Annotated in this window: 24 protein-coding genes and 1 tRNA gene; 15 read left to right on the forward strand and 10 right to left on the reverse strand. The window is 66.9% G+C overall.

Going from position 1 to position 23719, the window contains the following annotated elements:
- Nucleotides 1–891 (forward strand): acyl-CoA thioesterase II, encoded by an 891-nt coding sequence (locus tag EL337_RS13270; RefSeq protein WP_048633835.1) that lies wholly within the window; start codon nucleotides 1–3, stop codon nucleotides 889–891.
- Here EL337_RS13270 and EL337_RS13275 read toward each other — a convergent pair.
- From EL337_RS13275 to EL337_RS13300, 6 genes are all read right to left on the reverse strand, one after another.
- On the reverse strand, nucleotides 875–1369 hold the full coding sequence (locus EL337_RS13275) for a DUF4190 domain-containing protein (protein ID WP_048633834.1): 495 nt from the start codon (nucleotides 1367–1369) through the stop codon (nucleotides 875–877). The genes EL337_RS13270 and EL337_RS13275 overlap by 17 nt on opposite strands.
- Nucleotides 1366–2841, reverse strand: coding sequence for an ATP-binding cassette domain-containing protein (locus tag EL337_RS13280; RefSeq protein WP_048633911.1), 1476 nt, complete (start codon nucleotides 2839–2841; stop codon nucleotides 1366–1368). Before EL337_RS13280 ends, EL337_RS13275 begins: the two co-directional genes overlap by 4 nt.
- Complete coding sequence (gene cydD / locus EL337_RS13285; protein ID WP_048633833.1) at nucleotides 2828–4390, reverse strand: thiol reductant ABC exporter subunit CydD; 1563 nt, start codon at nucleotides 4388–4390, stop codon at nucleotides 2828–2830. Before cydD ends, EL337_RS13280 begins: the two co-directional genes overlap by 14 nt.
- A gap of 53 nt (nucleotides 4391–4443) precedes the next feature.
- Nucleotides 4444–5484 (reverse strand): cytochrome d ubiquinol oxidase subunit II, encoded by a 1041-nt coding sequence (gene cydB / locus EL337_RS13290; protein ID WP_048633832.1) that lies wholly within the window; start codon nucleotides 5482–5484, stop codon nucleotides 4444–4446.
- A 9-nt stretch (nucleotides 5485–5493) separates the two neighbouring features.
- Nucleotides 5494–6978, reverse strand: a complete 1485-nt coding sequence (locus tag EL337_RS13295) for a cytochrome ubiquinol oxidase subunit I (RefSeq protein ID WP_048633831.1) — start codon at nucleotides 6976–6978, stop codon at nucleotides 5494–5496.
- 75 nt (nucleotides 6979–7053) lie between these two features.
- Complete coding sequence (locus tag EL337_RS13300; protein WP_048633830.1) at nucleotides 7054–7674, reverse strand: HdeD family acid-resistance protein; 621 nt, start codon at nucleotides 7672–7674, stop codon at nucleotides 7054–7056.
- A gap of 237 nt (nucleotides 7675–7911) precedes the next feature.
- Between EL337_RS13300 and EL337_RS13305 the strand changes: the two genes are divergently transcribed.
- From EL337_RS13305 to EL337_RS13335, 7 genes are read left to right on the forward strand one after another with little or no spacing between them, the layout of a single operon-like run.
- Entirely contained in the window at nucleotides 7912–8790 is an 879-nt protein-coding gene (locus EL337_RS13305) for an ABC transporter substrate-binding protein (RefSeq protein WP_048633910.1), read from the forward strand.
- A gap of 15 nt (nucleotides 8791–8805) precedes the next feature.
- Entirely contained in the window at nucleotides 8806–9732 is a 927-nt protein-coding gene (locus EL337_RS13310) for an amino acid ABC transporter permease (protein WP_048633829.1), read from the forward strand.
- 10 nt (nucleotides 9733–9742) lie between these two features.
- The gene (locus EL337_RS13315) at nucleotides 9743–10525 is read left to right on the forward strand and encodes an amino acid ABC transporter ATP-binding protein (protein ID WP_048633828.1); all 783 of its coding nucleotides are present in this window, start codon (nucleotides 9743–9745) and stop codon (nucleotides 10523–10525) included.
- Nucleotides 10526–10563: 38 nt separating this feature from the next.
- On the forward strand, nucleotides 10564–11655 hold the full coding sequence (macS, locus tag EL337_RS13320; protein WP_407662582.1) for a MacS family sensor histidine kinase: 1092 nt from the start codon (nucleotides 10564–10566) through the stop codon (nucleotides 11653–11655).
- Nucleotides 11652–12305, forward strand: a complete 654-nt coding sequence (locus tag EL337_RS13325) for a response regulator (RefSeq protein ID WP_048633826.1) — start codon at nucleotides 11652–11654, stop codon at nucleotides 12303–12305. Before macS ends, EL337_RS13325 begins: the two co-directional genes overlap by 4 nt.
- A gap of 44 nt (nucleotides 12306–12349) precedes the next feature.
- On the forward strand, nucleotides 12350–14194 hold the full coding sequence (locus tag EL337_RS13330; RefSeq protein ID WP_048633825.1) for a DUF2339 domain-containing protein: 1845 nt from the start codon (nucleotides 12350–12352) through the stop codon (nucleotides 14192–14194).
- A 48-nt stretch (nucleotides 14195–14242) separates the two neighbouring features.
- The gene (locus EL337_RS13335) at nucleotides 14243–14740 is read left to right on the forward strand and encodes a Dps family protein (RefSeq protein ID WP_048633824.1); all 498 of its coding nucleotides are present in this window, start codon (nucleotides 14243–14245) and stop codon (nucleotides 14738–14740) included.
- Here EL337_RS13335 and EL337_RS13340 read toward each other — a convergent pair.
- The gene (locus tag EL337_RS13340) at nucleotides 14715–15989 is read right to left on the reverse strand and encodes an adenylate/guanylate cyclase domain-containing protein (protein ID WP_370737187.1); all 1275 of its coding nucleotides are present in this window, start codon (nucleotides 15987–15989) and stop codon (nucleotides 14715–14717) included. The genes EL337_RS13335 and EL337_RS13340 overlap by 26 nt on opposite strands.
- A gap of 40 nt (nucleotides 15990–16029) precedes the next feature.
- Between EL337_RS13340 and EL337_RS13345 the strand changes: the two genes are divergently transcribed.
- Complete coding sequence (locus EL337_RS13345) at nucleotides 16030–16827, forward strand: nitrilase-related carbon-nitrogen hydrolase (RefSeq protein ID WP_048633822.1); 798 nt, start codon at nucleotides 16030–16032, stop codon at nucleotides 16825–16827.
- Nucleotides 16828–16830: 3 nt separating this feature from the next.
- Here the strand turns inward: EL337_RS13345 and EL337_RS13350 are convergent.
- Nucleotides 16831–16904, reverse strand: a tRNA-Leu gene (locus tag EL337_RS13350).
- Between the two features lie 69 nt (nucleotides 16905–16973).
- Between EL337_RS13350 and EL337_RS13355 the strand changes: the two genes are divergently transcribed.
- The 6 genes from EL337_RS13355 (at nucleotide 16974) to EL337_RS13380 (ending at nucleotide 22915) form a co-directional block, all read left to right on the forward strand.
- Entirely contained in the window at nucleotides 16974–17615 is a 642-nt protein-coding gene (locus EL337_RS13355; protein ID WP_048633821.1) for a two-component system response regulator PdtaR, read from the forward strand.
- 213 nt (nucleotides 17616–17828) lie between these two features.
- On the forward strand, nucleotides 17829–19040 hold the full coding sequence (locus EL337_RS13360; protein ID WP_048633820.1) for a branched-chain amino acid ABC transporter substrate-binding protein: 1212 nt from the start codon (nucleotides 17829–17831) through the stop codon (nucleotides 19038–19040).
- 99 nt (nucleotides 19041–19139) lie between these two features.
- Nucleotides 19140–20150 carry a branched-chain amino acid ABC transporter permease gene (locus EL337_RS13365; protein ID WP_048633819.1) on the forward strand — a complete coding sequence of 337 codons (1011 nt, stop codon included), beginning with the start codon at nucleotides 19140–19142 and terminating at the stop codon, nucleotides 20148–20150.
- 35 nt (nucleotides 20151–20185) lie between these two features.
- The gene (locus tag EL337_RS13370) at nucleotides 20186–21319 is read left to right on the forward strand and encodes a branched-chain amino acid ABC transporter permease (RefSeq protein ID WP_370737190.1); all 1134 of its coding nucleotides are present in this window, start codon (nucleotides 20186–20188) and stop codon (nucleotides 21317–21319) included.
- Entirely contained in the window at nucleotides 21316–22176 is an 861-nt protein-coding gene (locus EL337_RS13375) for an ABC transporter ATP-binding protein (protein ID WP_048633817.1), read from the forward strand. The genes EL337_RS13370 and EL337_RS13375 overlap by 4 nt, the downstream gene beginning before the upstream one ends.
- Complete coding sequence (locus EL337_RS13380; protein WP_048633816.1) at nucleotides 22163–22915, forward strand: ABC transporter ATP-binding protein; 753 nt, start codon at nucleotides 22163–22165, stop codon at nucleotides 22913–22915. Before EL337_RS13375 ends, EL337_RS13380 begins: the two co-directional genes overlap by 14 nt.
- Before the next feature lie 21 nt (nucleotides 22916–22936).
- On the opposite strand, the gene EL337_RS13385 is transcribed toward EL337_RS13380, so the two are convergent.
- Together EL337_RS13385 and EL337_RS13390 are read right to left on the reverse strand one after the other, a co-directional pair.
- Complete coding sequence (locus EL337_RS13385) at nucleotides 22937–23164, reverse strand: DUF167 domain-containing protein (RefSeq protein ID WP_048633815.1); 228 nt, start codon at nucleotides 23162–23164, stop codon at nucleotides 22937–22939.
- Nucleotides 23165–23256: 92 nt separating this feature from the next.
- On the reverse strand, nucleotides 23257–23709 hold the full coding sequence (locus EL337_RS13390; protein WP_048633909.1) for a hypothetical protein: 453 nt from the start codon (nucleotides 23707–23709) through the stop codon (nucleotides 23257–23259).
- Between the last annotated feature and the right edge of the window lie 10 nt (nucleotides 23710–23719).

Raw genomic sequence — 23719 nt, forward strand, 5'->3', positions numbered from 1 at the left:
GTGCCGGAGTCTGGCGCACACGCAGACTTCGAGGAGCTGCTGGCGATCCTGCACCTGGACCGGGTGGACGACGACACATTCCTGGGCTCGCACCCGAGCAAGAACCCGATCCGCACCTTCGGCGGCCAGATGATGGCGCAGGCGTTCGTCGCTTCCGGGCGGACCCTGAAGCACCCCACTCCGCCGAGTGCGCTGTCGGTGCATTTCATCGCGGGCGGCGACCCGGAACTCGATCTAGAGTTCCACGTGGTGCGGCTGCGTGACGAGCGCCGGTTCGCCAACCGCCGCGTGGACGTCATGCAGAAGGGACAGCTGCTCACCACGGCGATGGTGTCCTACCTCGCCGGCGGTAAGGGGCTCGAGCACGGCCTCCAGCCTCCACCGCCGGGTCACCCTCTCGACGTGCCGCCGATCGACGACCTGCTGCGCGGGTACGAGGAGATCGTCCCCCACTTCGCGAACGCGTTGCGGCCCATCGAGTGGCGCTACACCAACGACCCGGCGTGGATCATGCGGGACAAAGGGGAGCGCCTCGACCACAACCGGGTGTGGATGAAGGCGCAGGGGGTGATGCCCGACGACCCGGTGCTGCACGCCGCAGCGCTGGTGTACTCGTCAGACACCACGGTGCTGGACTCGATCATCACCACGCACGGTCTGTCCTGGGGCCACGACCGGATCTTCGCGGTGAGCGCCAACCACACGGTGTGGTTCCACCGACCGGTGCGGTTCGACGACTGGGTCCTCTACTCGACGACGTCGCCGGTTGCCGCCGATTCCCGCGGCCTGGGCACCGGACACTTCTTCGACCGGTCAGGTCAGCCGCTGGCCACCGTCGTGCAGGAAGGCATCATCAAGTACTTCCCGGGGCGCGCTACGGCGTCGGAGTGACGGTGACCGAGAACTCGTCCTCGACGCGCTGGCTGAACTCGTTGGCGCACTGTTCGACAGCCGCCTGATCGTCGCCGGCGCGGCTGATGCAATCGATGTAATCGCCGCCGCCGACTTCCTTGAACATCGCCCATCCCAGGGTCGCGTAGATCGCGATGAAAGCCAGCCCCGCGACGATCGCGACGGCGCCCAGCACGATTCCGCCCGTTGCGACACCCCCGTTGGTCGCCTCGCCCTTCTTGACGCGGCCGCGGCCCAGGACACCGAGCACGATCGCGGTGATGCCGAGCACGACGCCGCCGACCACCGTCCAGCACGACAGCAGGCCGACGATCGCGACCACCAGCGCGGCCGTGCCCATTCCGTTCTTCGGGCCGACGGGCGGGATCGCCGGGTAGCCGCCGTAGAGCGGTGGCGGATATCCGCCGGGCGGACCCGGGTACGCGCCCGGCGGAGGAGGCGGCGGAGGTTCACTCATGCGGGTGAGATTACCGTCACCGGGACGTTCTCGGGCAGATGATGAGTGGCAACGACCACGGTGCGTTCCGCGCCGAAGAGGGCACCCGGTGTGAGTAAGTCCGCCATGATCTGCTCGGCGTCGGAGGCGTCCAGATGCTCCGTCGGTTCGTCGAGCAGCAGCGTCGGCGCTGTCGACACCAGCGCGCGTGCCAGCAGCAGCCTCCTGCGCTGTCCGGCCGATACCGCCGCGGCGCCACCGACCAGAACCGTGGACAGGCCCTCGGGTAGGTCGTCGAGCCAGCGACCGAGTCCGGCGCGCCGGAGCGCGTCGCGCAATGCGTCGTCGTCCGCGTCGCCGCGGGCGACCAGCAGGTTGTCGCGAACGGTGGTGGAGAACAGATGGGCGTCCTCGGCGAAGAAGACGCCCGGTGTCTGCATGAGGAGTGTCGTCTTCCCGCAGCCGCTGGGTCCGACGACGGCGACGCGGTCGCCGGGTCGCAGGTCCAGCGCGGTGACGGCCGGTCGACGGTCGTCGTCGACGGTGTCGGTGAGGGTGAGAAGGCGCCGTGCCGCCAGCCGCGCCCGGCTCAGCGCGACGGCGGCGCCGGGGAGTGCCGCGGTGGCTTCGAATGCGGCCAGTGGCACCAGCATCAGGATGGCGACGGTGGTGGGCGCGAGGTGGTCCGACAGCGCGATCCCGGCGAACAGGGCGCCGAGAACGCTCACTCCGATGGCCGCCGTCGGTGCCGCCGCGGCCACGGCCGCCGGTGCAGCGGCGCGGTCGATCGCGCGCCCCCACCGGCGTTGTTCCTCACCGGCGTCGGCGATGACGCCGGCGAGGCGGCCGCTGACCCGCAATTCCGGGGCGTGTTCGAGAGCCAGCATCACCGCGGTATCACGCTGTGAATGATGTTCGACGGCAATAGTTTCCGCGGCTGACGCAGCCCGGGCGGCCAGTGCCGGGGCAGCGCCGCCGGCGATCAGCATACAGATCGCCAGCACCAACCCGGCGACCGGGGAGATGACGGCGACGGTGGTGACCGCCGCCACGCCGAGGATCGCGGCGACACAGATCGGCACCACCGCGCGCACCAGCACGTCGGACAGCTCGTCCACCCCGCTGCCCACCCTGGACACCAGATCGCCGCTGCTGCGCCGCATCACAGCGTCCGCGGGTCCGGTGGCCAGCCGGATGAACAGCTGCTCGCGAGCGGTACCCGCGGCGCGCAACGCGGTGTCGTGCGACGCCAACCGTTCGCAGTACCCCAGAAGTCCGCGCGAGATGCCGAGTGCGCGGACCGTGACCGCGGCGACGGTCAGGGTCAGTACCGGCGGCATCTCCCAGGCGCGGGTGATGAGCCACGCCGACACCGCGGTCAGGCCGAGCGCACTGCCCAGCGACAGCGCGCCGAAGATCACGGCGCCCGCGATGCGCGGCACCCGTGGCCGCAGCAGCGACCACGCCAGCAACAGGGGATCACGGCGCGACACGGACACCCCCCATCTCGACGACCACGTCGCCGCGGGCCAGCACCGGATCGCGGTGCCCCACCACGATCACCGTGGCACCGCCGGCGGCTCGGGCCGCTATGGCGTCGAGCACACGGGATTCGGTGGGGCCGTCGAGATGCGCGGTGGGCTCGTCGAACAACAGCACCGGCGCCGAAGAACCCAGGACCCGTGCCAGGCCGAGCCGTTGGCGCTGGCCCAGCGACAGACCCACGCCGCCGCGTCCGATGACGGTCTGCACACCGTCGGGCAGCGTCGCGAGTACGGAATCGAAGCACGCCGCGCGGCATGCCGCTGCCACGTCGTGAAGCGGTCCGAACAATTCGAGGTTGTCCTGCACCGTGCCCGGTATCAGCACCGGCCGCTGAGCCAGCCACGCCACCGTCGACCACCACTGCGCGGGGTCGAGGTCGTCGACGTCGACACCGTTGACGTGGATGCGGCCCGCGGTCGGATCGCCGAGTCCGAGAATCGCCTGCAGCAGGGTGGATTTGCCGATCCCGTTGGGGCCGGTCAGCACGGTGATGCGACCGGGCTCAGCGATCAGCTGCGGGACGTCCACCTCGATCGTCACCGCATCACCGGGCACGGCGAGTGTGCCACCGGTCGAGGGTGTCTGGCGGTCGATGAACCGGAACGCCGCCTGCACGGCGGTTTTTCCGTCCTGGGCGGAGTGAAACGCCGCCCCGACGCGGCGCAACGGCCAGAACACCTCGGGGGCGAGCAGTAGCGCGGTGAGGCCTGCTGTCAGCGTCATCTCGCCGTAGACGAGTCGCATGCCCACACCGACCGCCACCAACGCCACTCCCAGCGTCGCGAGGAGCTCGAGCACCAACGCGGACAGGAATGCGATCCGCATCGTGGCCATGGCGGAACGGCGATGTGCTGCACTGAGTTCGGCGATTCGCCGGGCCGCGCCGTCGGTGCGCCCGAGTGCGCGCAGTGTGGGTAGGCCGGCGACGAGATCCAGCAGCCGCGACTGCAGTGTCGCCATCGCGGTCAGCGCCGCCGCCGAGCGGTCGGCGGTGGCCAGGCCGATCAGGATCATGAAGATCGGGATGAGGGGCAGCGCGATCATCACGATCACGGCCGATTTCCAGTCGTAGAACGCGATCACGATCACGGTGGCGGGGGTGAGGATCGCCGCGAGGAACAGCGACGGCAGATACGCGGTGAAGTACACCCGGAGCCGGTCGAGCCCGCGGGTGATGACGACGGCGGCGTCGTCGCGTTCGGCGGTCAGCTCCCGTGGCGGCAGGGACGTCGCGGTGGTCAGCACCTGTTCGGACAGATCGGCGATCACCGCACTGGCACCCCGCTGCGCGAGCCTGCCCTGCTGCCAGTGCGCGAGTGTCCTGACGGTCCACAGCGTCGCGAGCATCACGATCGGCCCTGCGAGCGCCCCGACAGTGCGGGCGGCGGGGTCGGTGATGACCCGCGCGACGATCCCTGCCAGCACAACCGATGCGGAGATGGTGCAGGCCGCGATGAGCACACCGCAGGCTGTGGTGGCGACCAGGAATCGGCGCATCGCCGCCGAGGCCCGCCACAGTCGCGGGTCTATCGGGGCGCGCGAGGTCTGTGTCAGGACGGTCGCCTCGACAGGCCGATGGACGGCGGGATGGCATCGGCGCTCACCCGCTTCCGGAACACCCAGTAGGACCAGGCCTGGTAGCACAGCACCAAGGGCAGAAGCGCCAGCGAGGCCCACGTCATGATGCGCAGCGTGTACGGCGTCGACGACCCGTTGTAGATCGTCACACCCCAGTCGGGATTCAGCGTCGACGGCAACAGGTACGGGTACATGGATCCGAAGATCAGCGCGGCCACCGCGGCGATCACCACGACCATCGACGCGAACGCCACGCCCTCCCGCGTCTTTCGCCACATCAATGCGACCGACACCAGCAGTGCCACCACGGCCAGGCTCAGCGGGAGCCAGGTCCAGGGCTTGCCGTAGGCGAGCTGAGTCCACAGACCGAATCCGCCGGCCAGCACGATCACCGGGACCGACAGAAGCCGTCCGGTGCGGAACGCGTCGTCGTGCAGCGCCCCCGAGGTCTTCAGTGCGAGGTAGACCGACCCGTAGAACAGGAACAGCGAGGCGGTCGCCAACCCGCCCAGCAGGGTGTAGGGGCTGAGCACGTTCCCGATGGCGACGTTGGTCTGCCCGTCGGCGTCGATTGGCAAGCCCCGCAACAGGATTGCGAACGCGACACCCCACAGCACGGCGGGGAGCCACGAGCCGAGTGCGATGCCGATGTCAGCCCAGTTGCGCCACTGCGGATCGTTGATCTTGCCGCGCCATTCGATGCCGACGATCCGCAGGATCATGCCGAACAGGATGGCCAGCAGTGGCAGGTAAAGGGCGGAGAACAACGTCGCATACCAGTTGGGGAAGGCGGCGAACATCGCTGCCCCCGCGGTGATCAGCCAGACCTCGTTCGCGTCCCACACCGGGCCGATCGTGTTGAGCACCGCGCGGCGTCGGTCGTCCGGGTCGCCCGGTCCGCGGGCGCCCAGCGGAGCCATCAGCATGCCGACGCCGAAATCGAAGCCCTCGAGCACCAGAAAGCCGAGAAAAAGCACGGCGATCAGGAGAAACCACAGTTCCTGGAGTCCCACGACAATCTCCTAGTAGGCGAACGACAGCGGGGCGACGTCGTCTGAGTTGGGCGGTGCCGGCGGCGCGGGTTCGGAGTCATGCTCCTGCGGGCCTTCGACCACGTAGCGCCGCATCAGGTAGAACCACACGACGGCCAGTGCGCCGTAGAGCAGGGTGAACACCGCCAGTGAGAACATGACCGTGCCCGCGGCGTGGTTGGACACGCCTTCCTGCACCGTCATTCGCACCAGCGGGTCGCCGGTGGGGTTGGGCACGACGACCCAGGGTTGGCGACCCATCTCGGTGAACACCCAGCCGGCCGAGTTCGCCAGGAACGGGGTGGGGATGGCGAGTATCCCGAACCACCCGTACCACCGCTGGTCCGGGAGCCTGCCGCGTCGGGTCAACCACAGGCTCACCAGGGCGAAAGCCACCGGAACCAGCAGCAATCCGATCATCGCCCGGAACGCCCAGTAGGTGACGAACAGGTTGGGCCGGTAGTCGCCCGGGCCGAACTTCTGCTGATACTCCTGTTGCAGGTCCTGAACCCCCTGCAGGGTTACGCCGCTGAACTTGCTCTCGGCCAGGAACGGCAGAACGTAGGGCACCTCGATCAGGTGGGTCACGCTGTCGCAGTTGTTATGGGTGCCGACGGTCAGCACCGAGAACATCGGATCGGTTTCGGTGTGGCACAACGATTCCGCCGACGCCATCTTCATCGGCTGTTGGACGAACATGAGTTTGCCCTGGATGTCTCCGGTGAACAGCAGGCCGCCCGCCGCCGCGAGCGCGACGAGGCTGCCCAGGATCACGGCCGGACGGAACATCGTTCGCGAGTCGTCGGAGGCGCCGTCGTCGCTGCCACGGCCTTCGGTCCTGCGCCGCCGGTCCCGCACCATCAACCACGCCGAGATGCCCGCCACGAACGCCCCCGCGGTCAGCAGTGACCCGGTGACTGCGTGAAAGAACGCCCACACGGCGGTGTTGTTGGACAGAAGCGCACCGAAGTCGACCAGCTCGGCCCGGCCGGTCTCGGGGTTGAATTTCGCGCCCACCGGGTGCTGCATGAACGAGTTCGCAGCGATGATGAAGTAGGCCGAGGCGTTGACCCCGAACGCGACGATCCAGATGCAGGCGAGGTGGACGGCCTTGGGGAGTCGCTGCCACCCGAAAATCCACAGGCCGATGAACGTCGACTCGAAGAAGAAGGCGACCAGCCCCTCGAACGCGAGCGGGGCGCCGAAGATGTCGCCGACGAACTTCGAGTACTCGCTCCAGTTCATCCCGAACTGGAACTCCTGCACGATTCCGGTTGCGACGCCGATGGCGAAGTTGATCAGGAAAAGCTTGCCGAAGAACTTCGTCAGCCGATACCACGCGGTATTACCGGTGACGTGCCACACGGTCTGCATGACGGCGATCAGCGGCGCCAAGCCGATGGTGAGTGGGACGAAGATGAAGTGGTAGACGGTGGTGATACCGAACTGCCACCGCGACACATCCAGTGCGTTCATCCGCCACTCCCGGGCCTTACCTAGTTGATCGACGCCTTCTACGACAGAGTGTAGTAGCTTGTGCGGCGCCCGTCGCTAGGGACTTTCGTCCTTCATTCCGGGGTTGGGGGCCACGACTTCTTCTCTGGGGCCGCCGACGCGGACCGCATGCTTGCTCGCCGAGCGGATCCCGAACGCGGAGACGACCTCGAACACGCCCAGCACGATCAACCAGATTCCGACGACCATGGTCAGCGTCTCGATGGATCTGAACGGCGCAGCCAGCATGATGACGCCGGCGATCAGGCTGATCACACCGATGAAGATCTCCCAGGCGCGGCCGGGCAACGTCGGGTCGCTGATCGCCGACACCGCCGTCGCCACGCCACGGAAGATGAAGCCGATTCCAATCCAGATGGCCAGCAGAAGAACGGCATCGCCGAAGTTGCGGAAGCACATGATGGCCAGCACGAGAGCCGCGGCACCGCTGATGAACAGCAGCACACGGCCGCCCGCCGAGACGTGCAGGCTGAACGCGAAGACCACCTGCGTGATGCCCGCCACCAACAGGTAGGCGGCGAAGAAGATGGCAGCGACGAAGATGCTGATTCCGGGCCAGAGCCACACCAGGGCACCCAGAAGGATGGCGAGAATTCCCGAGACCAGTGCCGTCTTCCAGAGATGCTGCAACATGGTTGGGGGAGCGGCGGTTTCCATGCGCGAAGTTTGACACAGGGCCCGACACGACCCGCGTGATTTCGCGTTACCGCTGTGATGAACCAACGCTGTCGTTAATGTTCGGTTACCGGCGCTGCGCGTCGGGTCATCGGTCGTTAACGTTCCTGGCTGGAGAAGGCCCGCGGGGGGCAGCAGGACACGCTGACGACCCGAAGAAGAAAGTTGAGGCAACCAGTGTTGGGTGGAATCCAAGACCGCCGGACCAGGATCTGGCGCATGGCGGCAGTCTTCGTCGCTGCCGGCGCGCTGACCCTGTCGGGCTGTTCGAGTAGCTCCGAGGCGCCGAGCGAAGAGGGATCCCCGACCGCGGCAGCGCCCGCGGAAAAGGTCGACGCGATCGCGAACACCGTGCCCGAGGCCATCAAGTCGACCGGCAAGCTCGTCATCGGCGTGAACATTCCGTACGCACCGAACGAGTTCAAAGACCCCGAAGGCAAGATCGTCGGCTTCGACGTCGACCTGATGAACGCGATCGCGGGCACGCTCGGCCTGACCCCGGAGTACCGCGAAGCCGACTTCGCCAAGATCATCCCCTCGATCCAGGGCGGCACGTTCAACGTCGGCATGTCATCGTTCACCGACAGCAAGGAACGCGAGGAGCAGGTCGACTTCGTCACCTACTTCTCCGCAGGCACGCTGTGGGCCCAGCCCGCCGGCGGCGACATCAACCCGGAGAGCGCCTGCGGCAAGAAGGTCGCGGTGCAGGCCACCACGGTGCAGGAGACCGACGAACTGCCTGCGCGCAGCAAGAAGTGCACCGACGAAGGTCAACCGGCCATCGAGATCGTCCCGTTCGACAGCCAGGACGCGGCCACCAACGCCGTCGTGCTCGGCCAGGCCGACGCCATGTCCGCGGATTCGCCGGTGACCCTGTACGCGATCAAGCAGACCAACGGAAAACTCGAGCAGGCGGGCGAGGTGTTCGACTCGGCGCCGTACGGGTGGCCCGTGGAGAAGGGGTCTCCGCTCGCTCAGTCGCTGGTGCAGGCCCTTGAGCATCTGATCGAGACCGGCAAGTACAAGGAGATCGCCGCCAACTGGGGCCTGGAGGAAGGCATGATCGACAAGCCGGTCATCAACGGCGCGATCTCCTAGGCGGCGTTGACACCGATGAGTGATGCCGGTTCGCCGCCACAGTCCAAACCACCTGAGTCCATCGATGCCGTCCCGCTGAGTCATCCGTGGCGATGGGTGGCGGCGGCCGTCATCATCATTCTGGTCGCGCTCTTCCTCTGGGGTGCGGCCACCAACCCGGCCTACGGCTGGTCCACCTACTCCGAATACCTGTTCAACGAGCGGATCCTGCTCGGGGTGTTCAACACCCTGCAGCTGACCATCTACTCGATGGTGATCGGCGTCGTGCTCGGCGTTCTCCTCACCGTGATGCGGCTGTCGGAGAACCCGGTCATGAGCGCCGTGTCCTGGGTGTTCCTGTGGATCTTCCGTGGCACGCCGGTCTACGTGCAGCTGGCTTTCTGGGGACTCTTCCCGACCATCTACCAGAACCTGCAGCTGGGCGTGCCGTTCGGGCCGTCGCTGCTCCATGTGGACCTGCAGAGCCTGTCGTTCCCGTTCGCGCTGGCGGTGATCGGCCTGGCGCTCAACGAGGCCGCCTACATGGCGGAGATCGTCCGCGCCGGCATCACCTCGGTGCCGGAAGGACAGATGGAGGCCTCGACTGCGCTCGGCATGTCGTGGGGAAAGGCGATGCGCCGCACGGTTCTACCGCAGGCGATGCGGGTGATCATCCCGCCGACGGGAAACGAGCTCATCAGCCTGCTCAAGACGACCTCGCTGGTCACCGCGGTGCCCTACGCGTTCGATCTGTACAGCATCGCGACCCGCGAGATCGCCGCGCGTATCTTCGAACCTGTGCCGCTGCTGCTCGTCGCCGCCACCTGGTATCTGATCATCACCAGCGTCCTGATGGTGGGCCAGTTCTATCTCGAGCGGTACTTCTCCCGGGGTGCCTCGCGCAAGCTGACCACCAAGCAGCTCGAGGCGCTGGCGCTGGCGCAAAAGCCGGCAGCAGGCTGAGAGGACAGGCATGACGACAGAGGCGGCGTCCGCCACGCCGATGGTGAAGGCGGAACTGGTCTGCAAGGACTTCGGCGCACTGAAGGTGCTCAAGGGGATCACGCTCGAGGTCAAGCAGGGCGAGGTCCTCGTGCTGGTCGGACCGTCGGGTTCCGGAAAGTCCACCTTCCTGCGGTGCATCAATCACCTGGAGACGGTCAGCGCCGGGCGGCTCTACGTCGACGGCACTCTCGTCGGCTACAACGAGCGCGGCGGCAAACTGTATGAGATGAAGCCGCGCGAGGTGGCCAAACAACGCCGCGATGTGGGCATGGTCTTCCAGCACTTCAACCTTTTCCCGCACCGGACCGCGCTGGGCAACGTGATCGAGGCGCCCATCCAGGTCAAAGGGGTGAGCAAGAGCGAAGCCATCGAGCGGGGCAAGGAAATGCTCGAAACCGTGGGGCTGGCCGACAAGGCCGAGGCCTACCCGGCGCAGCTCTCCGGAGGTCAGCAGCAGCGCGTCGCCATCGCCCGGGCGCTGGCCATGGAGCCCAAGCTGATGCTGTTCGACGAACCGACGTCGGCACTGGATCCCGAACTCGTCGGCGAAGTGCTCGCGGTGATGAAAAAGCTTGCGGCGCAAGGTATGACCATGATGGTGGTGACGCACGAGATGGGCTTCGCCCGTGAGGTCGCCGACGAGTTGGTGTTCATGGACGCCGGCGTCGTGGTCGAGCGGGGCGATCCCCGCGAGATCATGGCCAACCCGCAACACGAACGGACGCAGGCGTTTCTCTCCAAGGTGATGTAGCTACCGACCCGGTCACGCCGCTGTGGCGGGCCGCTCAGGTGTTCCGTCTGCTCAGCTGCGTCTACGCGTTCGGCTTTCACCTGTCGATCAATTCCGACCTCGACCGCCCGGTTGCCGCCTGGCTGTTGTTCGCCGCGCTCGTCGCATGGAGCGCGGTGTGTGCGGTGGCCTATCTGCAGGGATTCGGGCGCCGTCGCGCCTGGGTGCTCGCCGAGATCGCCGTGGTGGTCGCTTTGGTGCTGTCCACCGAGGTTGTCGCGTCCGACCAGTGGGCTCAGGACAACCAGTCGTGGCCCACCACGTTGTGGGCGACCAACGCCACGATCTCGGCAGCCATCCTGGCGGGACCGATCAGCGGCATGCTGGCCGGGCTGGTGATCGTGGCGTCCAGCGCAGCGCTCAAGGGGTACGTGAGCATCGATCTCGGCCGGAACGCGACGGTGGTCATCGAACTGGCAGTCGGCCTCGCCGTCGGCATGGCGGGACAGACCGCCCGCCGTGCGCATGCCGAACTGCAGCGGGCGGCCCGCTTGTCGGCGTCCCTCGAGGAGCGCGAGCGGCTCTCCCGTCAGGTTCACGACGGGGCAATCCAGGTACTTGCCCTGGTGGCCCGTCGCGGCCGGGAGATCGGCGGCGACACCGCCCAGCTCGCCGAATTGGCAGGTGAACAGGAGCGGGCGCTGCGCCGCCTCGTCAGCGCCGCCGACGTCTCACCGCGCGGCGAGGCGAACTCCGACGTCGCGGCGATGCTGCGGCGAAAAGCCTCGGATCGGGTGTCGGTCAGCGTGCCGGCCGAGCCGGTTCTGGTGGATTCCACGGTTGCGGACGAGCTCCTCGCCGCGGTGACGAATGCGTTGGACAACGTCGAGGCGCACGCGGGGCCCGACGCCCGCGCGTATGTTCTTCTCGAAGATCTCGGCGCTTCGGTCACGGTCAGCGTGCGCGATGACGGCGTGGGGATACCCGACGGACGACTGGAGGAAGCCGTGGGGGAGGGCCGCGTCGGGGTCGCCAAATCGATTGTGGGAAGGATGAATTCGTTGGGTGGTGACGCCAAGCTGAGCACCGGTCCCGGCGCGGGGACCGAGTGGGAGTTGACCGTGCCCCGACATCCGAAGCAGACCCGATGACAGACGGCCCGATTACCGTGATGGTGGTCGACGATCATCCGATCTGGCGTGATGCGGTGGCGCGGGATCTGGCCGACGGCGGCTTCGAGGTGGTGGCGACCGCGGACGGGGTGGCGTCGGCGAAGCGCCGGGCGGCCGTCGTGCTGCCGGACGTCGTCCTGATGGACATGCGTCTCGGCGACGGTGACGGCGCACAGGCCACGGCCGAGGTTCTCGCCGTCTCACCGTCGACCCGCATCCTTGTGCTGTCAGCGTCCGACGAGCGCGACGACGTCCTGGAGGCGGTGAAGGCGGGCGCCACCGGCTATCTGGTGAAGAGCGCGTCGAAGCAGGAGCTCGAGGACGCGGTGCGGGCGACCGCGCAGGGGCGCGCGGTGTTCACGCCCGGGCTGGCCGGCCTGGTGCTGGGGGAGTACCGCCGGATCGAGCGCGACTCACCCGCCGGTTCGGCGGAGCCGAGCCTGACCGAGCGCGAGACGGAGATACTGCGCTATGTCGCCAAGGGGCTCACCGCCAAGCAGATCGCCACGCGCCTGTCGCTGAGCCACCGGACCGTGGAGAACCACGTGCAGGCGACCTTCCGCAAGCTCCAGATTGGGAACCGGGTCGAACTCGCACGGTACGCGATCGAGCACGGACTGGACGAGTAGTAGTACTCATCCGCTGAGGCGCCCTGGGCTGCGACGATGACCGCATGACCGAACCGCACACCGCCGTCATCGCCCGGCTCTCCGCGGACTTCGCCGCGATCTCGCACCAGCTGGCGCGGGTGTCGACCGATCTGGCGGCGTTGGACCGGATCCTCACCGAACAACCGCCGCAGGCAGTCGTGCCGCAGCCTGCGGCACCGCCTTCGGGCGCGCCGCCGCAGCCGATCTACCCGCCGCAGCCGGCGCCACGCCCGGCGCCGTCCTACCGGCCGCAGTACCCGCCCCCTCCGCCGACGCCCTTCCAGCCGTGGCCGAACACTGTGCCGCCGCGGCTCAAGAAAGAGCGCTCGGAGGGCTGGATCGGGAAACTGCTGGCGGTCGCCGGGGTGGCGGTCACCCTGATCGGTGTCGTCCTGCTGCTGGTGCTCGCCGCTCAAGCGGGCATCTTGCGGCCCGAGTTCCGGGTCGCGGCCGGGGCGGTGCTGGCCGCCGGACTCGTCGGGGCGGCCTGGTGGTTGCACCGTCGACCCGACGGCCGGGTCGGTGCGATCGCGCTCGCCTCGACCGGCGTCGCTGCCGCATACATGGACGTCATCGCCCTCACCACGATCTACGGCTGGGTGTCGGCGCCGGTCGGTTTGATCCTCGCGGCGGCGATCGCCGGGGGCGGGCTGACCTTGGCGCGCCGCTGGGATTCCCAGCATCTGGGGCTGCTCGTGCTCGTACCCCTCATCGTCCTGGCCCCGGTGGTGGCCGACGGCATCTCGCTTCTGCTGATCGGGTTCATGCTGGCGCTGGCGACGGTGTCACTTCCCGTGCAGCTGGGCAAGGACTGGATCTGGCTGCACGCGGCACGTGTCGCCGCCGCCGTGCTGCCTGTCATGGTGGCGCTGATGGCACGTCACTTCGACAATCGCGACGATCTCTGGCTCGCCGGGGCGTGCGGTATCGCCGCGTTGATCGCGTTGAGCGCTGCGTTGATCCTGTTGCCCGGCACCAGGAATCGCGCCGTGATGGCGCTGTTGACCGCGGCCGGGGTACTGCCGGTGCTGTGCGTGGCGCTGGCAGTCGATCGCGTGATCGCTTCGCTGATGGCCGCCGCTCTGGCGGCCGCGTTGCTGGCGATCGTGTTGGTCGGGGACCGGCTGCCGGGCGTTCCCGGCGTCGTGCGGCACGTCTTCGCCGCCACGTCGGCGGTCGCCGCCCTGATCGCCGTCACCGTGGCCTTCGACGGCAAGATCGCGGGCCCGGTGTTGTTGGCGATGGCGGTGATTGTCGCCTTGGCCGGGCGGGGTGACGTCGTCGCACGATGGGCCGCAATCGGATTCGCCGTCGTCGGAGCTGCCGCGCACCTGAGCTACTCGCCTCCGGAGATGCTGCTGGAGGCCACTCGACTGAACACTGCCACCGGTGTGTCCACCCTGGTGTCCAGCGTGCTGCTGGCCGCCGCCGCGGTGGCGATCGTGTGGACCTGGGACCGCACTGAACGCGCGCTGTGGGTGGGTGCTGCGGCGGTGGTGGTCTACGCGGTCACGTCGTTCACGGTGACCGCGGGAATGCTCATCGGCGGCGGCACGCCCGGTGCGGACGGCGGCTTCTACGCCGGGCACATGGCCGCGACCATCATCTGGATTGCGATGGCAGCAGGCTTGTTCGGCTATGCCGCCCGGTTGCCCCGCGACGACCGATCCGTCCCGATCGGCGGTGGACTCGGACTGGTCGCCGCCGCGATGGCCAAGCTGTTCCTGTTCGACCTGGGCACCCTCGACGGCATTTTCCGTGTGGTGGTGTTCATCGTCGTGGGCCTGATCCTGCTGGGGATGGGTGCCGGGTATGCGCGGCTGCTGGAGAAGCAGGACAAGCAGGCTGTGACCGCACCCACAGAATGATGTCGGCTATTCTGGACTCATTCCAATTTAGGAGGCGTTGTCATAAGCATGGGTACAACAACGAACGCACGTCGCACCGACGCCGAGGTCACGGGCTTCCAGGCCTCTCCCGAACTGAGTGCCGCACTGCAGCGGGTCCTTGTCGACCTCATCGAACTGCACCTGCAGGGCAAGCAGGCCCACTGGAACGTCGTCGGGACCAACTTCCGCGACCTGCATCTACAACTGGACGAGGTCGTCGACTTCGCCCGTGAGGCCAGCGACACCGTCGCCGAACGGTTGCGCGCTCTCGACGCCGTCCCCGACGGCAGGTCGGACACCGTCGCGGCGACGACGTCGCTGCCGGAGTTCCCGGCCTACGAGCACAGCACCGGCGAGGTCGTCGACCTGATCACCGCCCGGATCTATGCCGTCGTGGACACGCTGCGGACCGTGCATGACGGGGTGGACGCCGAGGACCCGAGCACGGCCGACATCCTGCACCAGTTGATCGACGGACTGGAGAAGCTGGCCTGGCTGCTCAAGTCGGAGAACCGGAAGGTGTGATTGCACCGGCTCGGTGGCCCACCAGATACCAGGTGTGCATCGGGCCCTTGCCCTTCACGTCGACCAGCCCGCGCTCCTCGAACACATAGTGGTGGCGAAGGCGTTCGTAGACGTTGTGCGGCACCTGGATTCGACCTTCCACGTCGGTCGTCTCCATCCGCGAGGCCACGTTGACCGCGTCGCCCCAGACGTCGTAGAAGAACTTCTTGGCGCCGACCACTCCGGCGACCACGGGCCCCGACGCCATGCCGATGCGCAGCGGGACGTCGCGGCCCTGCGGATCCTTGAGATCGCGGACTGCATCGGCGATTTCGAGAGCCAGGCAGGCGAGTGCCTCCAGGTGGTCCGACCGCGGGATCGGTACTCCGCTGACCACCATGTACGAGTCGCCGCTGGTCTTCACCTTCTCCAACCCGTGCTGGTCCACGAGGGCGTCCAGGTCGGTGTAGAGCCGGTCCAGGAACCGAACCAGCTCCGCGGGGGTGGTGTCGCTGGCACGCTTGGTGTAGCCGGCGATGTCGGCGAACAGGATCGACGCGTCGTCGTACTTGTCGGCGATGACGGTGCGGGTGGGTTCCTTGAGGCGTTCGGCGATGGTGGCGGGAAGGATGTTCGCGAGCAGGCGCTCGGAGCGTTCGTACTCGGATTCCATTGCCGCCTCGGCGCGGTCGATCTCGCGCAGCGTGTACCAGATGGTGGCGACGATCATCACCGCCGACGACACAGCCGAGCTGATGAATCCCGCCGTGAGCGTCCACGGCGGGCCCAGTCCGCGGTCGTGCGGAACCGTCAGCTCAAGGCCGATCGTGATCGCGACGCCGAGTGCGGCGATCACCGATGCGAACGCGATCCGCTCGATGCCGAGGACCAGCACCACCAGCGAGGACGCCACCAGGAAATAGAACTGCAGGCCTGATCCGGTGCCGATGGTGTAGCAGATGAACGTCACCGACACATACGCGAACGTGACGAAGGTCAGCGGTGCGACGAGTTCCCCCAGCGGGCACAGCCGTGGGATGCCGAGGAACACTGCGCCGCAAGCCAAGTTGATCGCGCCGAGCCACCACAGCGAGCCGCCGAGCGTCAGCTGGAAGACGCCGAAAGCCACCGACACCACCGCGGCGATCCAGCTCGCGATGATCAACACACGGAGTCGCCTGCTCACCCGCTCGTCGCGGTGCCGGGTGGGCGACCAGGCGCGGCGGCCCAGCGTCACCTCGGGCACGCACACCGGCCTGACGTTGAGCACCAGCAAAGACTATCGCCGCGGTCGCCACTACCCTGCTGGAATGACGCGCATCGTGTGCTGCCAACTCAATCCCGTCATCGGTGACGTCGACGCGAACACCGAACTCATCGCATCGGCGATAGCGGAGGCGGTGTCCGCGGGCGCCGACATCGTCGTGCTCCCCGAGCTGGCCACGTCGGGGTACATGTTCGCCGACGAGGACGAGGCGCGCGCCGCGGCGCTGGCACCGTCGGACCCCAGGTTCGCGAAGTGGGCTGCCGCCGTTGGTGATTCGGTGGCCATATTTGGATTTGCCGAGCTCGGTGACGACGGGCGGCTGTACAACAGTGCGGCCGTCGTCGACTCGGGCGGCGTGGTCGCGGTCTACCGCAAGACGCATCTGTGGGATCGGGAGAAACTGATCTTCACCCCCGGTGCCGAGCATGCGCCGGTGGTGCGGACGCGCCATGGCGCGATCTCGGTGATGGTCTGTTACGACCTGGAGTTCGGGGAGGTCACCCGACGCGCCGCGGTCGACGGCGCCGAGCTGATCGTGGCTCCGGTCAACTGGCCGGTGTTCCCGCGGCCGGAGGGCGAGCACCCGGGTGAGGTGATCACGGCGATGTCGACGGCACGGCTCAACAGGGTCGCCGTCGCCGCGTGCGACCGCGCCGGCGTGGAGCGCGGTCAGGAGTGGACCGGAGGCACCGCGATCGTCGACCAGGACGGCTGGGTGGTGGCGTCGGTGGGGCCAGGGGTGGGGATGGCGATTGCCGACATCGACCTGACGCGCAGCCGCTCGAAGAAGATCACCGAGTACGTCGACCTGCTCGCCGACCGCAGGCTGGATCTGTACTGAGAGTGCCCTCGGTGAGATTCGAACTCACACTGCACGGGTTTTGAATCCGTTTCCTCTGCCAGTTGGGATACGAGGGCGCGCGGCCTACCACCATAGATGATGCCCCCGCGCTCGCTCATCCGGCCTTCGGGCTTCACAATGTCAGGATGTCCTCTGCTTCCGCGTCATCGTCAGACGCCGCCACCACGCCGCACCGAGTCCTCATCGCCGAGGACGAGGCACTGATCCGGCTCGACCTGGCAGAGATGCTGCGCGAAGAGGGCTACGAGATCGTCGGCGAGGCCGGCGACGGTCAGGAGGCCGTCGATCTCGCCGAGTCGCTGAACCCGGATCTGGTGATCATGGACGTCAAGATGCCGCGCCGCGACGGTATCGACGCCGCCGCGGAGATCGCGAGCAAGCGCATCGCGCCCATCGTGATCCTGACCGCCTTCAGCCAGCGCGAACTCGTCGAACGGGCGCGTGACGCCGGGGCGATGGCGTACCTGGTCAAGCCCTTCAGCATCACCGACCTGATCCCGGCGATCGAGGTGGCGGTGAGCCGGTTCAGCGAGATCGCCGAGCTGGAGAAAGAGGTCGCGTCGCTGTCGGACCGACTGGAGACCCGCAAGCTCGTCGAGCGCGCCAAGGGTTTGCTGCAATCCAAGCAGGGGATGAGCGAGCCGGAAGCGTTCAAGTGGATCCAGCGTGCCGCGATGGACCGCCGCACCACCATGAAGCGGGTTGCCGAGGTCGTACTGGAGACGCTCGATCCTCCCGCCGACGCGCCCGCCTCGGAGGAGAAATAACGGTCTCGACGGGCCCTGCCCGTTAAGAGTGCGTTTCCGCCGCCGACTTTTGACCGGTTCAGGACGTTAATCCGCGCGACGCGTTTTCCAACAGCACGCACCGCGGCGGTGGGTTGGTTATGGTCGTCGGCGAAGCATCGCCGCCGTGGCCGTCATTTCGTCGTCCACGTCCATCTGACGGTGCCGAGCTGAACACTGAACCGGAGGTGAGACGTGCGCGGTCGCGTGGCACGCAAGGCATTTGCTCTCGGGAGCGCGGGTCTGATTGTGCTGGCGCTTGCCGGCTGCAGTCAGTCCACGCCCGAAGAAGAGGCGTCGCAGACGAACCTCAAGATCGTAGAGAAGGTGCAGATCGACGAGCAGGGCGCCGAAGTCGCGGCGTCCGAGGGTGCTGCACCCGCTGACCCGGCTGGCGATGGCAACGCCACCTGCCCGCCGGTGTCCATCGCCATGGCCGGTGCCCTCAACGGCCCCGACGCCGCGCTCGGCATCAACATCAAAAACGGTGTCCAGTTGGCCATCGACAAGCACAACGCGGCCAACCCCGGCTGCCAGGTGCAGCTGAAGCCGTTCGACACCGAAGGCGACCCGCAGAAGGCCACGGCCATCGCACCGCAGATCGTCGACGACCAGTACACGATCGGCTTGGTCGGCCCGGCGTTCTCCGGCGAGACCAAGGCCACCGGCGGCGTCTTCGACCAGGCCGGGCTGGTGGCGACCACCGCGTCGGCGACCAACGTCACGTTGTCGGAGAACGGCTGGAAGACTTTCTTCCGCGGCCTGGCCAACGACGGTGTGCAGGGGCCGGCAGTGGCCAATTACCTGAAGAACACCCTTGGTCACCAGAAGGTCTGCGTCGTCGACGACAGCACCGACTACGGCCTCGGGCTGTCCCAGGCGGTGCGCGACACCCTCGGCCCCGTGGCCGACTCGGCGTGCAACATCTCCGTGAAGAAGGGTGACAAGGACTTCTCCGCGGCGGTGACCCAGATCAAGGGCGCAGCTCCGGACTCGGTGTTCTTCGGCGGTTACTACGCCGAGGCGGCACCGCTGGTGCAGCAGCTGCGGGACGGCGGCTTCGAGGGCACCTTCGCCAGCGCCGACGGCACCAAGGATCCCGAGTTCGTCAAGCAGGCCGGTGAATCCTCCAAGGGCGCCGTGCTCGCCTGCCCGTGCGGGCCCGCCACCGGCTCGTTCGCCGAGGAGTACCAGCAGAAGTTCGGTCAGGAAGCCGGAACCTACAGCGCCGAGGGCTACGACCTGGGCACCATCCTGGTCAAGGGCATCGACTCCGGAGCGATCACCCGGCCGGCGCTGCTCGACTTCGTCCGCAACTACGACGGTCAGGGCGTGGCGCGCAAGTACCAGTGGACGCCCGAAGGTGAGCTGACCACCACTCTCATCTGGATCTACGACGTTCAGTAACCGCTGAGGCGAAACGCGTCCGAGGCCTGTCCGGCTCGGACGCGTTTCGCTGACCAGCTGTCCATCTCACCGTCCCGTCCTCGAGGAGCTCCCCGCCGGATGAACCAGGCCGCAAACATCAACTTCAACGTCGGAGCGCTGGTCGACAGCTTCTGGCAGTTGACGATCGACGGCCTGTCGTGGGGAGCGATCTACGCGCTGGTCGCCGTCGGCTACACCCTGGTGTTCGGTGTGCTGCGGCTGATCAACTTCGCGCACTCCGAGATCTTCATGCTCGGCATGTTCGGCGCGTACTTCGCGCTCGACATCATCCTGGGCTTCACCCCGAGCGGGAACGCCTACAACAAGGGCGTCCTCCTGACGGTTCTCTACCTCGGCATCGCGATGCTGTTCGCGATGCTGGTGTCCGGTGGCGCGGCCGTCGGCCTGGAGTTCATCGCGTACCGGCCGCTGCGGAAACGCAACGCCCGGTCGTTGACCTTTCTGATCACCGCCATCGGCATGTCGTTCGTGCTGCAGCAGTTCGTGCTGTTCATCCTGCCCAAATTGATACCGGGCTACGGCGGACCCAACGCTCAGCAGCCGATGGTGTTGGTGCAGCCGAGAACGCAGTTCGAATTCTTCGGTGTCGCCATCTCGAACATCACCATCGTCATCATCGCCGCCGCACTGGTGCTGGCGGTTCTGACCGATATCGCGATCAACCGCACCAAGTTCGGCCGCGGCATCCGCGCGGTCGCGCAGGATCCGACCACGGCGACGCTGATGGGTGTATCGCGGGAACGCATCATCATGACCACGTTCCTGATCGGTGGTCTGCTCGCGGGGGCGGCCGCGCTGCTGTACACGCTGAAGGTGCCGCAGGGCATCATCTACTCGGGCGGATTCCTGTTGGGAATCAAGGCGTTCTCGGCGGCCGTGCTGGGTGGAATCGGCAACCTGCGCGGTGCACTGCTGGGCGGTCTGCTGCTCGGTGTCATGGAGAACTACGGCCAGGCGGTCTTCGGGACGCAGTGGCGTGACGTGGTGGCCTTCGTGCTGCTGGTTCTCGTGCTGTTGGTCCGGCCGACCGGGATACTCGGCGAAAGCCTGGGGAAGGCACGGGCATGAGCACTCCAAAGAAGGGCAGCGCCTGGGCGCGGGTGATGGACTGGTGGGACGGCCTCAACCGGCCCCAGAAGTGGATCTTCGGAGTCATCCTCTTCACCGGTGTCGCGTTGTCGCCGCTGTTCACTCCTGGTTTCATCGACACGCCCGGCATCAGCTTCGGCGGCACCATGGCGCAGTTCGCGATGATCGCGATCATCGCGATCGGCCTCAATGTGGTTGTCGGCCAGGCCGGTCTGCTCGACCTGGGTTATGTGGGTTTCTATGCGGTCGGTGCGTACACGGTGGCGTTGCTCACCAGTCCGGACAGTCCGTGGAATCAGATGAGCCCCAACGGGTTTCTGACAACACCGTGGGCCTGGCTGTCGTGCGTGCCGCTGGCGATGGCCGTCACCGCACTGACCGGACTGATCCTGGGCTTCCCGACGCTGCGTCTGCGTGGGGATTACCTGGCGATCGTGACACTCGGGTTCGGCGAGATCATTCGGCTGCTAGCCGACAACCTGGCCGACATCACCAACGGCCCGCGCGGCCTCAACGAGGTGGCGTTCCCGCATCTGCTGGAGAACGAGAAGCACCCCGAAGGGGTGTTCTCCGTGTCGAATTCGGGCGGCGACGCCAACTACGGCACGTGGTGGTTCTGGCTCGGACTGATCCTCATCGTCATCATCCTGCTGCTTGTCGGCAACCTGGAACGCAGCCGGGTGGGGCGCGCATGGATCGCGGTCCGCGAGGACGAGGACGCCGCAGAGGTCATGGGCGTCAACACATTCAAATTCAAGCTGTGGGCGTTCACCATCGGTGCGGCGATCGGCGGACTGTCGGGTGCGCTCTACGCCGGGCAGGTGCAGTACGTCGCACCGCCGACGTTCAACATCATCAACTCGATGCTGTTCCTGTGCGCGGTGGTGCTCGGCGGCCAGGGCAACAAACTCGGCGTCATCCTGGGTGCCTTCATCATCGTGTACCTGCCGAATCGTCTGCTCGGTGTGCATTTCCTGGGCATCGACATGGGTAACCTCAAGTACCTGTTCTTCGGTCTCGCTCTGGTGGTGCTGATGATCTTCCGCCCGCAAGGCCTGTTCCCGGCGCGACAGCATCTGCTCACCTACGCCAAGGCGGCGCGCGGGCTGTTACGAGCGCAACCGGTCGACACGGAGCCGGCGAAATGACCACCCCCGAGAACGCTCCCGAGGAGTTCGACAACGTCGCCGAGATCGCGAGTGTGCACCGCGAGATCCGGGTCGGTGAAGGTGAGGCGCTGCTGCAGACCACGGACCTGACCGTCAAGTTCGGCGGACTGACGGCCCTGGACGCGGTGACGTTCAACATCAACCGCGGGGAGATCCTCGGACTGATCGGCCCCAACGGGGCGGGTAAGACCACCTGCTTCAACGCCATCACCGGCGTCTACCGGCCGACGTCGGGCACGGTGACGTTCGACGGTTCGCCAATCGGACGGATCAAGCGGCACCAGATCACCCGCCTCGGAATCGCCCGCACGTTCCAGAACATCCGGCTGTTCGGTGAGATGACGGCCCTGGAGAACGTCATGGTCGGCACTGACGCCCGGCATCTCACATCGGTGCCGGGTGCTCTCGTACGCTCGTCCCGGCACCGGCGCGAGGAGCGTTCGGCGATCGAAAGATCGGCGGCACTACTGCATTTCGTCGGGATCGCCCATCGCGGCGAGGAGAAGGCCAAGAACCTTCCCTACGGCGACCAGCGCCGGTTGGAGATCGCCCGGGCGTTGGCCACCGAGCCGAAGCTGCTCTGTCTGGACGAGCCGGCCGCAGGATTCAACCCGAGCGAGAAGTCGGCGCTCATCGAGCTGATCCAGAAAATCCGCGACGACGGCTACACGGTGCTGCTGATCGAACATGACATGCGCCTGGTGATGGGGGTGACCGACCGCATCGTGGTGCTGGAGTTCGGCCGCAAGATCGCCGACGGTCTGCCTGCCGAGATTCGCGAGGACCCGAAGGTCATCGCCGCCTACCTGGGGGTTCCCGACGATGACATCAGCTGAGACCACTCCGGATTCGCGTCCGGTCCTGTTGGAGGTGCGCGACGTCGTCGTGCACTACGGCCGCATCAAGGCGTTGCACTCGGTGTCGCTGACGGTGCACGAGGGCGAGCTCGTCACGCTGCTCGGCTCCAACGGTGCCGGCAAGACCACGATGATGCGGGCGATCTCCGGTCTGTTGCCGCTGTCGGCGGGCTCGGTGTGGTTCGACGGCCAGGACATCAGCCGCGTCAAAGCGCATAAGCGGGTCACTGAAGGGCTGATCCAGGCGCCGGAGGGACGCGGCGTGTTCCCCGGCATGACCATCATCGAGAATCTCGAGATGGGCTGCTATGGAAGAAAGTTCGCATCCAAAGCGGAGCACGCCGAGAAGCTCGACTGGGTGCTGGAGACGTTTCCGCGGCTCGCTGAACGGCGAAGCCAGGTGGGTGGCACGCTCTCCGGTGGTGAGCAGCAGATGCTGGCGATCGGACGTGCGCTGATGGCGCGTCCCAAAGTGCTGCTGCTTGACGAGCCTTCGATGGGTCTGGCCCCGATGGTGATCTCACAGATCTTCAAGATCATCGCCGAGATCAACGCGTCCGGCACCACGGTACTGCTGGTCGAGCAGAACGCCCAGCAGGCGCTGAGCCGGTCCGACCGGGCCTACATCCTGGAGACCGGAGAGGTCACCCGAACGGGCAATGCCCGAGAGTTGCTGGCGGACGACAGTATTCGTGCGGCCTACCTCGGCGTGGCCTGAGGTTCGGCGTGGGGGCGCGGCTCAGGTGACGCGGAAGCGCTTGAGACGAGATGAGGCTCCGGCCGCCAACTCGATGCGGCTGCGGGGAACGCCGAGGTGCTCGGCCAGCAGCCGGATGACCGCCGCATTGGCCTTGCCGTCGACGGCGGGCTCGCGCACGTAGATCGTCAGCTCGCCGTCCGCTGAGGTCTCCACCAGCGGACCTTTCCTGCTGCCGGGTTTCACCCGCACCGAAATGATGTCAGCCACACCCGTCACTCAACATCGAGGGTGCACAAATTGCCAGCGCTTGCGGTGTGCCGGTGTGCAGACACGCACGCTCGCGGTGCCCGGACAACGGGTCAGAGTCGCACCAGTGCAAACGGATAGGTGAACGTCCCGCCTGGTGTCCCGTCGCAGCCGGTGGCGAACGATGATGTCAACGTTCCCTGGAGCGTTGCCGCGTCCCAGGAGTACACATCGCGGGTGGCGATGACCGGTCCGTAATAGACGTTCCCGCACCGTAGTCCGTCCGGGACGTCCACGGTCAACGTGTACCTGCCGTCGGCGAGGTGTGCGTCGCCGCTGTATTCGAAAGCCTTGGCAACAGGCATCGGTATCGCGTCGATGCGTCGGCAGTCGAGCACGTCCGGGATGCAGTAGCTCACCGCCCACGTCCAGGTGTGAAAGTCATACCGCCCCTGGATGTTCAGTGAGTAGTTCGCAAAGAACGGTGCGGCATGCGCCGGCGCCGCCACTGAGGCGGCCACCCAGACCGCCACCGGCAGCACCCACATCGCCCTACCGAACTTCATCATTCCTCCG

Source organism: Mycolicibacterium aurum, from assembly GCF_900637195.1.
Lineage (GTDB): Bacteria > Actinomycetota > Actinomycetes > Mycobacteriales > Mycobacteriaceae > Mycobacterium > Mycobacterium aurum.

What these genes read in the sequence shown, in the direction of transcription:
- EL337_RS13345 (WP_048633822.1), top strand. Translation starts at nt 16,030, where the DNA reads ATGACGCGCATCGTGTGCTGCCAACTCAATCCCGTCATCGGTGACGTC.
- EL337_RS13325 (WP_048633826.1), top strand. Translation starts at nt 11,652, where the DNA reads ATGACAGACGGCCCGATTACCGTGATGGTGGTCGACGATCATCCGATC.
- EL337_RS13295 (WP_048633831.1), bottom strand. Translation starts at nt 6,978, where the DNA reads ATGAACGCACTGGATGTGTCGCGGTGGCAGTTCGGTATCACCACCGTC.
- EL337_RS13330 (WP_048633825.1), top strand. Translation starts at nt 12,350, where the DNA reads ATGACCGAACCGCACACCGCCGTCATCGCCCGGCTCTCCGCGGACTTC.
- EL337_RS13370 (WP_370737190.1), top strand. Translation starts at nt 20,186, where the DNA reads ATGGACTGGTGGGACGGCCTCAACCGGCCCCAGAAGTGGATCTTCGGA.
- EL337_RS13380 (WP_048633816.1), top strand. Translation starts at nt 22,163, where the DNA reads ATGACATCAGCTGAGACCACTCCGGATTCGCGTCCGGTCCTGTTGGAG.
- EL337_RS13300 (WP_048633830.1), bottom strand. Translation starts at nt 7,674, where the DNA reads ATGGAAACCGCCGCTCCCCCAACCATGTTGCAGCATCTCTGGAAGACG.
- EL337_RS13310 (WP_048633829.1), top strand. Translation starts at nt 8,806, where the DNA reads ATGAGTGATGCCGGTTCGCCGCCACAGTCCAAACCACCTGAGTCCATC.
- EL337_RS13335 (WP_048633824.1), top strand. Translation starts at nt 14,243, where the DNA reads ATGGGTACAACAACGAACGCACGTCGCACCGACGCCGAGGTCACGGGC.
- EL337_RS13315 (WP_048633828.1), top strand. Translation starts at nt 9,743, where the DNA reads ATGACGACAGAGGCGGCGTCCGCCACGCCGATGGTGAAGGCGGAACTG.
- EL337_RS13390 (WP_048633909.1), bottom strand. Translation starts at nt 23,709, where the DNA reads ATGAAGTTCGGTAGGGCGATGTGGGTGCTGCCGGTGGCGGTCTGGGTG.
- EL337_RS13355 (WP_048633821.1), top strand. Translation starts at nt 16,974, where the DNA reads ATGTCCTCTGCTTCCGCGTCATCGTCAGACGCCGCCACCACGCCGCAC.
- EL337_RS13365 (WP_048633819.1), top strand. Translation starts at nt 19,140, where the DNA reads ATGAACCAGGCCGCAAACATCAACTTCAACGTCGGAGCGCTGGTCGAC.
- EL337_RS13275 (WP_048633834.1), bottom strand. Translation starts at nt 1,369, where the DNA reads ATGAGTGAACCTCCGCCGCCTCCTCCGCCGGGCGCGTACCCGGGTCCG.
- EL337_RS13305 (WP_048633910.1), top strand. Translation starts at nt 7,912, where the DNA reads ATGGCGGCAGTCTTCGTCGCTGCCGGCGCGCTGACCCTGTCGGGCTGT.
- EL337_RS13375 (WP_048633817.1), top strand. Translation starts at nt 21,316, where the DNA reads ATGACCACCCCCGAGAACGCTCCCGAGGAGTTCGACAACGTCGCCGAG.
- cydD (WP_048633833.1), bottom strand. Translation starts at nt 4,390, where the DNA reads ATGCGCCGATTCCTGGTCGCCACCACAGCCTGCGGTGTGCTCATCGCG.